An 8,271-nucleotide genomic window follows, 5' to 3' on the forward strand; every position below is an offset into this window, starting at 1 on the left:
TTAGATAATTGTTTCTTGCGTTTTTCAAGTGGAATCATCTCATCTAATTGTTGCTTAAGTTTATAAGCATCCTCCTCATTCTCATCAACATAAACGGTGAGACCTGGTAATACAAGAGGAGGTTGACGATTTGTTTCCATGGCACGTTGATGAATATCTTGTCTGAACTGTTGGCCATCTTGTAAATTCCATGCAATTGAAAAAATAGCATCCACGTGTCGTACTGCTAAATCACGACCTGGAATGGAAGTTCCTGCTTGGAATAAACGTGGTCGACCATATTTTGGTGTTGGAATGTTAATAGCTCCGGCAACTTGAAAATATTTCCCTTGATAATGAAGTGGATGAATATACTGATGATTTAAACCAATCCCTGAGGCTTTGTGATTAACGATAGCCTCTACAGTAAATGACTCCCATAATTTTTTCATTACATTAATAAATTCATCTGCTCGTTCATATCGTTTTTCAAGATGTGGTAAAGCTTGCATCGAGTAGTTTTGTGCTTCTAAATCAAATTGAGATGTTACAATATTTGCCCCAATACGCCCATGAGATATTTGATGTAAACTTGAAAGCATACGTGCTGCAAGATAAGGTTCATAAAAAGAAGAAGAAATGGTACCTATCAAACCAATTGAATGTGTTTCACGTGAAATTGCGGCAAGCGCCGTTAGTGGTTCGAAATAATAAGAAATATGTCCCGTTTCTTCTCCAGAAATATATTGACCATCACCTAAGAAGAAAGCATCCAGTTTACCTTTTCAGCTAATTTTGCTAACTTAATTTGAAAATCAATATCTCCAACTTCTTCAACATATGAATGTGGTAGTCTCCAAGAAGCAGGATGTAGACCTGTACTATAAGCTAAAACAGATAAATGCATGTGTTTCATTGTCATTAACTCCTTTGTTATAAGTCAAAACTGTCATTTTAATTTGCATGTATCGTATATGGATTGTTGAAATTTTACAATATCTACTAACTATTTTATATCTTAAAATAATTATATACAATATCATCAAGTTGTTTAGCAATATGAATAAAATCTTGATATAAATCCAATGTTTTTACACTAATCGTATTGCCACTCATCTGAAACGTATTATCAGGTACAAGTTGTTCATCCGTTTTCGCATACAGTAACATCCCTGCAACATTTATCTGCTTTGGTTTTAAATGAAGTGCTTCATTTTTTACATACGCAAATATTTGATATAAATTTCCAGAATGAATCGTTCTTGTATCAAAATACTGTTGTAACGTGGACGTATAATACTTCGTATCAATGATTAAGCATTGCGTACCATAAGTTAGCATGACATCACTTCTCATTGTCGGTAACATGTGACGATAATCATCATCAATGGCCCATGGAATATGAGACGCAGTGACTTTTAACTGTGGAAATTCCTTCTTATAATAAGCCCTAACAAACCGTTCATATAAACGTGCCATCTGTTGTTCATCTTCGAACATCATTGTTTCTCTTGAACCGCTTCTTTCTGACTGAATTCGCCCTTGCGTAACAAGATAACAAATAGCCATTAACATACGATATGTTTCGTGATGACGATCAAATCGTAACTGCCAATCAATATGTCGATAATCTAATATATCTACGTGTTCAAAATATATCAACAGTCGTTTTAACGCTTTTTTACGTGTGCGCGAAATATCTAATTTTAGAACATTAAGCATTGTTGTTTTTAGAATTTGATTCATATACGTATTAATTGAAAATTCATCATACGTGCAATTTAACCGTTTATGCATCATCGTTCCTTGTTTTATGGATGCTGTGACATTAATCTTTCCTCGTATCACATTCAGCGAGTCATTGTATTCTAAATATTCATGTTGAAGACCATATTTTAATTGACTCGATACGCCTTTAATGAGGAGTGCACTATATAAATCTGCCACATTATTAAAGGATTCTGTTGCTATATGTTGATAGCCTTTCTTATTCAAAACTGTAAACGCATAAGACAACATATAATAAATATTATGAATGTTAATCATTGGATCGCATCCCTTAAACGTACCTTCCAAATATCCACTTTTGAAGGCTCGTCAAACCAATATTCTTTTAATAATGGAATAATTTCGAATTCAATAATATTAGATAATTCAGATTCTGTGACCTTAACTATATTGCTAAAATAACTATGACCAATGACGAACCCCTCACCTAACATATCATCTTCTCGAATGTCGATATTCAATGCTTCAATGGCATCAATTAATGCTTCAAATTGTGGATTTTTTAAATTTTCTTGATATTGTTTAAACTGTATGGTTTCAAAGGCAGGTTTCATATCAAAAAATGCAAATCGACGTCGTAGTGCATAATCAAGAATGGCTAAGCTTCGATCTGCTGTATTCATCATACCAATAATATAAACATTATCTGGAACACAGAATTTCTCATCTGCATAAAGTAATTCTATTTCCATTCCCCTCTTATCGTTTTCAATTAACATAAACAATTCACCAAATATCTTACTTAAATTACCACGATTAATTTCATCGATAATAAAAAAATAGTCTTTCTCACTATCTTCTTCTGCTTGCTTACAAAAATTGTAAAACGCACCCGTACGCAATTCAAAGCCAGTTTCAGTAGGACGATACCCCATCACAAAATCTTCATATGCATAGCTTTGATGGAATTGTACAAGTTTCACACGTTCTTTATCTTTAACACCCATCATTGAATAAGCGAATCGTTTAGCTGCATATGTTTTACCTACACCTGGTGGTCCTTGTAAGATGACATTCTTTTTTCTTCTAATTAATTGTACAAGCGTGTCATAGTCTTCTTCTTTCATAAATACGTCGTCTAAGAATTGTTCTGCTGTATAAACTGGATAAGTCGTTTGTGTAGCAACCAATCCATCAGAATGTTCCACTGAAAATAACTCATTAAATTTCCGAATCGTTTCACTATATGGCGTAATTTTAGTGAGCGTCTTATTTAATGTTTTGATTGGAATCTTCCAGTTTCCTTTCTCTTTCCAAACAAGCTGAATGATATTTTTATCATTTTTATATTGATGATTTGATGAAACAACGCCCCATCCTACAATATCAGTCTGTCCTTTTTTCACATAAACAATGTCCCCACGCTTCATTTCTTTACTAAATTCCCATATGGCATTAACCGTATGAATATAATTATGCTGATTATGGTTCAATTGTTGTAATTTTTGATTAATTTCTTCTTTAGATGCATAGTTCGAGAAATCTTCTAACTCGTTATATCCAATAGACATTTCTCCATTTTCAATAAAAGAAGCGAAATCAACATCTTGTGGTTTGGGAGAATAAATCCAATAATTCACGACTTCTAAATCCTTATCTGCATCGATATCTTTTACTTTTGAGCTTTGCTTGATTTCCTTTGATTTACGCCATGCTTCATAACTTAAATCAATAAAATCATTCAAATAGTTATCATCTTTTAGAAATAACTTTAATTTTTCAATCATCATTAAATACGTTGTTGCAGTTAATGATTTTTTTAAGTTAACTTCAAAATTGATATACTTTGTACTTATCTCGCTTTCTTCAAAAATATACCAAATCGCCCGAGAATCTAAATTGGCAAATGTGTCAGAATCAATCCAAAATAATCCACTGGTTAACTTACCCATACCGATTCCAGGCTGAGCCATCACTTGATTAAATTTTCTCTTAAAGTTATTTTCATTATCTTCGCTTTTATCTGATGAATACAATAAAGCAATTTCAAACAACGACCATAAATTTTCAATGTCTTGTGCTTCACGATCATTCTTAAAATTATAAAATGTAGCACGTAAATTCATCACTGTCGGAATACCATCAAAATTTCGTGGTATATCTGCTTTCACATCAAATAGTTTGGCCATTTCTTCTATAATTTTAATTCTATTTTTTTTAGTCATAGAACTCTTATTAAATAATCCAAACACAGTAAATGGATCCATATCTATCATTTCATTATTAATTTCTAATTTAGGCATATTGATTTGAGTGTTAATATAAAGTTCTCGTATTTTCTCAATCAATTGATCACGACAATTTTGATATTCTAACAATTTATGAGCTAAGGCTTTATAAAAGATTGCCCATGTTTTATCTATTTTATAGTCCATCTTTATTTCTCCTCAAAATCATTATTATCTTCATTTTAATGCATTTTATAAATATGTTTATACCTTTAAATATATAAAAAATAAGCTATAAGATCGTATGATTGCAACTTCTTATAGCTTATAGTAAATGGCTTAATTAAGCTTGAACTTCGTGTTTGTTACCACGAACTTTATAGACAATAAGTCCGATAATAAATCCAATTAATGCTGGGACAATCCATCCCATACCAATATCAAAGAATGGTAAATAATTCTCAGCAAAACCGATTAATGATTGCGCGAAATTTGTTTTCACAAAAGGTTCTGGACTCGCTTTAATACCATCAAAGAATGCAGCAATCACTGTAAATAATGTAGTAAAGCGGTACACAATTGGCGAATTATTAAATAAATGACTTACTAATGTTAGTAAAATAAGTGTAATTGCTAATGGATAAATAAACATTAGTACGGGTAATGAGTACATAATAATTTTTGTTAATCCGACATTCGCAAATATAAATGCTAATATACTAACAATAGTGGCTAATACAATATAGTTCGTTTTAGGAAATAGTTCTGTAAATGTTTCTGAAAATGCTGTAATTAAACCAATTGCTGTTTTTAAACAAGCTACAATAATAATAAGTGATAAAATAATAATTCCAAAATCACCTAAATAATGTTGGGCAATTTGTGCAAGGGCTATACCCCCATTTTCACTTACTTTAAACTCCCCAAGACTCATTGTTCCCATTACTGCAAGAAGTGTATAGATTACACCCATGCCAATAATACTAATGGCTCCCGATTTCACTGTTTCTTTTGCGATATCATTAGGGTTTGTAATACCTAATTTTTTAATAGTCGTTACAATAATGATTCCAAATGCTAGTGATGCCAGTGCATCCAATGTATTATATCCATCAATAAAACCTTTTAATAATACACTCTTATTGTAGTCAGGACTTATTGGTGCATGACTAATACCGCCCATTGGGTGAATCAATGCAAGTACGACCACGATACCTAATAAAATCAAAAAGACTGGATTTAAGAACTTGCCAATATAGTCTAAGATTTTAGATGGTTTACGTGCAAAGAACCAAGCCACAATAAAGAACAAAATACTGAAGACAGGTAAAATCCATTTTCCACTGCTTGGAGAAACAAATGGTGAAAACGCAATTTCATATGATGTTGTTGCAAGTCTTGGTAAAGCAAAGAAGGGGCCAATAACAAGATAAAGACCAATCGTAAATATGTATGCATAAATTTTACTTACGCGTGAAGAAATTGCAAATACACCATTCGTCTTAGAAATACCAATCGCAATAATTCCTAAAAATGGTAAACCGATTGCTGTAATTAAAAATCCTAAATTCGCAAGTAATACGTTCGCGCCTGCCATTTGCCCTAGATGAAGTGGGAAAATTAAGTTTCCTGCTCCAAAGAACAAACCAAAAAGCATCGATCCAATAAAGAGATTCTCTTTAAATGTAAGTTTCTGTTTCATTGTCTTTCCTCGTTTTCCTCTTAAAGTCATAATAGATATTATACATTTTTTTAAAATCGATTTCTTTAGAATTTTTAAAAAAGTTAGATAATAATACATAAAAAAACTTCTCTTTGCATGATTACATTCATTTTTTATGCAAAAAGAAGTTTTAAGTGTAACCTTATACTCATCGATATTTATCCTTAGTTATCATTTTTAGTTATACAGACTTAGCTAATATATGTATCTGCATGTTCAAGGCGATACGTTTCACCTTTTGCTTTAGCTTCTTCATAAGCTTCATATGTTGTGTGTTTAACATCTTCAACTTTGTAATTTACCGTTTTCGCAAATTTTCTGACATCTTCTTCATTTTTGGCTAATACAAATACAGTTAAAATATTGTCATCTACAATGTCTTTATGATGTTGGTAACGCAGTTTATAAATATTCATGATGTTGTCCCCTTCCAATCTATTAGTGATAAAGCCTTACTTCTTAAAAATAATAAATAATGTTCTACATATTATTTAAATTCAATATACCACTTTTTTCTGAAAAAGGAAGTCTATAAAACAAGAAGTAAGACAGAATTGACTTGATCTTCCTATCTTACTTCTTTACTTTAATATACTTTAATTTTAAGATTCATTTTTTAATGCTTTTTCAATAGCTTTAATATTTTTCTTCATAAATGATTGATACGTATTGCTGTCATTGTCTTGTTGTTTCGTATGAGAACCCATATTATAAAATGAAATTGTTTTTGCATTTGTTTCTTTTCTAACCGTATCTGCAACTTTATTCGACACATTTTCTTCAGCTAGAATATAGTTTACCTTATCCTCTTTAATTTGTTTTACAATAGTTGTAAGATCTTTTTGACTTGGTTCTTCAGCATTCATATTTTCGATGCCTTCTTGCTTAAAGCCATAGCGATCAGCTAAATAACCGATAGAATCATGTGAAATATATACTGTTTTACCTTCTTGACCTTTAACCGCATGTTTCATGTCTTTATCTAAATCCTTCAAATCACTAACTAATTTTTTATAATTCTTTTCATAGTCATCTTTATGTTTACCATCTTTTTTAACGAATTCATCTTTTATATCTTTCGCAAATTGTTGACTTAATACAGGATCTAACCAAACATGAGGATCATATTTACCATGATGATGCTCATGTTCTTCGTGTTCCTCGTGCTCACCGTGTTCATGTTCATCCTCTTCTCCTTTTAATACATCGGTCTTATTTAAAGATGATTCTAATGATAATATTTTATTTTTATCATTCATCGCATTTGCAATCTTTTTAGCAACTGGGTCTAGATTATCCCCTGTATATACAAATAAATCTGATTTACCAATATCTACCATTTGTTTTTGACTCGGTTCATATGTATGTGGATCCATTCCATTCGGATAGATTGATTCAACATGGACGTATTTACCACCAATTTGTTGTGCGAACGATTTAAGCGGATATACTGTCGTTTTTACCTCAAGTTTTTCATTGTGCTCTGATTTTTTATCTGTCTCACTACCGCTATTGGATGTTCCACAAGCTACAAGTGACAACGTTAAAATACTGATGAAGACTAACATTAAACTTTTCTTAATCATTTTCTTCTCTCCTAAATCGTAATTATTACGTTTTAATAATCGCATTTCATATCGAAATTGTCAATGGGCGATTAAAAAATAAAAATTACTAAATAATTATAATTGTTGTTTTACTACAGTCAGAAAAAGTGTTGAAACAATGAGTGGAGAATATATTGCTATAGATAAAATTAAAGATGATCAACATATCCATATTACTGAACCTCAAGAACAAACTATTAGTTTAGATCAAGTTAACAATATTAAGGAAAATGGTTTCGGACGGCTTTAATATATAAGTAACAGAATGAAACAGAATTCCCATTGAATTCAGTGTTTCGCTCTTTTTCATCTCAATATTTCTATGATTATTAACTGTAAATAATAGTTTTTTGAAAATTTTGTGTATTTTAAAATGTAACTCCTAAAATAAAGCGTTTTCTTGTTAAAATAATAATGTAACTATTTTAAGGGAGACGATAATAATGACAAAGGGGAATCAAATCACTAATCAATCTAAAAAAGAGAAATCAAATAAAGGATATAAACCATTATGGATTGTGATTAGTTTTATCGTATTAGTAATTATTTTATTACTACCTACTTCAAGTAGCTTACCGGTCATGGCTAAAGCAGCACTTGCCATTCTTGCTTTTGCCGTAATCATGTGGGTTACTGAAGCAGTATCTTATCCAGTTTCAGCGACTTTAATTTTAGGGCTTATTATATTGTTACTTGGCTTTAGTCCTGTTCAACATCTATCAGAACAACTTGGTCATCCTAAAAGTGGAGACACCATTCTTAAGGGAAGCGAATTATTAGGAACAAACAATGCTCTGAGTCTCGCATTTAGTGGTTTTTCTACTTCTGCAGTGGCACTTGTGACCGCCGCTTTATTCTTAGCAGTTGCCATGCAAGAAACCAATCTTCATAAACGACTAGCACTTTATATCCTTTCTATTGTAGGAAATAAAACAAAAAATATTGTTATCGGTGCAATTTTAGTATCAATTGTATTAGCCTTTTTTGTACCTTCTGCTACGGCTCG

9 protein-coding genes are annotated in these 8,271 nt (G+C 31.4%); 2 read left to right on the plus strand and 7 right to left on the minus strand.

The features are described 5' to 3' along the window. From HMPREF2647_RS10210 to HMPREF2647_RS10235, 7 genes are all read right to left on the minus strand, one after another. Positions 1–755, minus strand: a 755-nt coding sequence (locus HMPREF2647_RS10210; protein WP_371106725.1) for an LLM class flavin-dependent oxidoreductase, incomplete at its 3' end; no start/stop codon positions are given. Continuing rightward, positions 737–895, minus strand: coding sequence for a hypothetical protein (locus HMPREF2647_RS11510; protein ID WP_256326489.1), 159 nt, complete (start codon positions 893–895; stop codon positions 737–739). The genes HMPREF2647_RS10210 and HMPREF2647_RS11510, both read right to left, overlap by 19 nt. A 95-nt stretch (positions 896–990) precedes the next feature. Next, a complete protein-coding gene (gene mcrC / locus HMPREF2647_RS10215) occupies positions 991–2,025 on the minus strand; it encodes a 5-methylcytosine-specific restriction endonuclease system specificity protein McrC (protein ID WP_070813078.1) in 1,035 nt (344 codons plus the stop codon). Then, complete coding sequence (locus tag HMPREF2647_RS10220) at positions 2,022–4,142, minus strand: AAA family ATPase (RefSeq protein WP_070860039.1); 2,121 nt, start codon at positions 4,140–4,142, stop codon at positions 2,022–2,024. The genes mcrC and HMPREF2647_RS10220 overlap by 4 nt, the downstream gene beginning before the upstream one ends. A gap of 136 nt (positions 4,143–4,278) precedes the next feature. Then, positions 4,279–5,637 (minus strand): branched-chain amino acid transport system II carrier protein, encoded by a 1,359-nt coding sequence (gene brnQ, locus HMPREF2647_RS10225; protein WP_070860041.1) that lies wholly within the window; start codon positions 5,635–5,637, stop codon positions 4,279–4,281. Between the two features lie 212 nt (positions 5,638–5,849). Further along, on the minus strand, positions 5,850–6,074 hold the full coding sequence (locus HMPREF2647_RS10230; protein ID WP_019835027.1) for a hypothetical protein: 225 nt from the start codon (positions 6,072–6,074) through the stop codon (positions 5,850–5,852). Between the two features lie 186 nt (positions 6,075–6,260). Next, positions 6,261–7,244: a metal ABC transporter solute-binding protein, Zn/Mn family gene (locus HMPREF2647_RS10235; protein ID WP_070860043.1), complete on the minus strand. Its 984-nt coding sequence runs from the start codon at positions 7,242–7,244 to the stop codon at positions 6,261–6,263. A 139-nt stretch (positions 7,245–7,383) separates the two neighbouring features. Between HMPREF2647_RS10235 and HMPREF2647_RS11515 the strand changes: the two genes are divergently transcribed. Next, on the plus strand, positions 7,384–7,515 hold the full coding sequence (locus HMPREF2647_RS11515) for a hypothetical protein (protein ID WP_256096037.1): 132 nt from the start codon (positions 7,384–7,386) through the stop codon (positions 7,513–7,515). 193 nt (positions 7,516–7,708) lie between these two features. Further along, positions 7,709–8,271 (plus strand): SLC13 family permease (locus HMPREF2647_RS11520; RefSeq protein ID WP_256326491.1); only part of this gene is annotated, 563 nt, incomplete at its 3' end.

Source organism: Staphylococcus sp. HMSC035D11, from assembly GCF_001836075.1.
GTDB classification, from domain to species: domain Bacteria; phylum Bacillota; class Bacilli; order Staphylococcales; family Staphylococcaceae; genus Staphylococcus; species Staphylococcus hominis.

What these genes read in the sequence shown, in the direction of transcription:
- brnQ (WP_070860041.1), bottom strand. Translation starts at nt 5,637, where the DNA reads ATGAAACAGAAACTTACATTTAAAGAGAATCTCTTTATTGGATCGATG.
- HMPREF2647_RS10220 (WP_070860039.1), bottom strand. Translation starts at nt 4,142, where the DNA reads ATGGACTATAAAATAGATAAAACATGGGCAATCTTTTATAAAGCCTTA.
- HMPREF2647_RS11510 (WP_256326489.1), bottom strand. Translation starts at nt 895, where the DNA reads ATGAAACACATGCATTTATCTGTTTTAGCTTATAGTACAGGTCTACAT.
- mcrC (WP_070813078.1), bottom strand. Translation starts at nt 2,025, where the DNA reads ATGATTAACATTCATAATATTTATTATATGTTGTCTTATGCGTTTACA.
- HMPREF2647_RS11515 (WP_256096037.1), top strand. Translation starts at nt 7,384, where the DNA reads ATGAGTGGAGAATATATTGCTATAGATAAAATTAAAGATGATCAACAT.
- HMPREF2647_RS10230 (WP_019835027.1), bottom strand. Translation starts at nt 6,074, where the DNA reads ATGAATATTTATAAACTGCGTTACCAACATCATAAAGACATTGTAGAT.
- HMPREF2647_RS10235 (WP_070860043.1), bottom strand. Translation starts at nt 7,244, where the DNA reads ATGATTAAGAAAAGTTTAATGTTAGTCTTCATCAGTATTTTAACGTTG.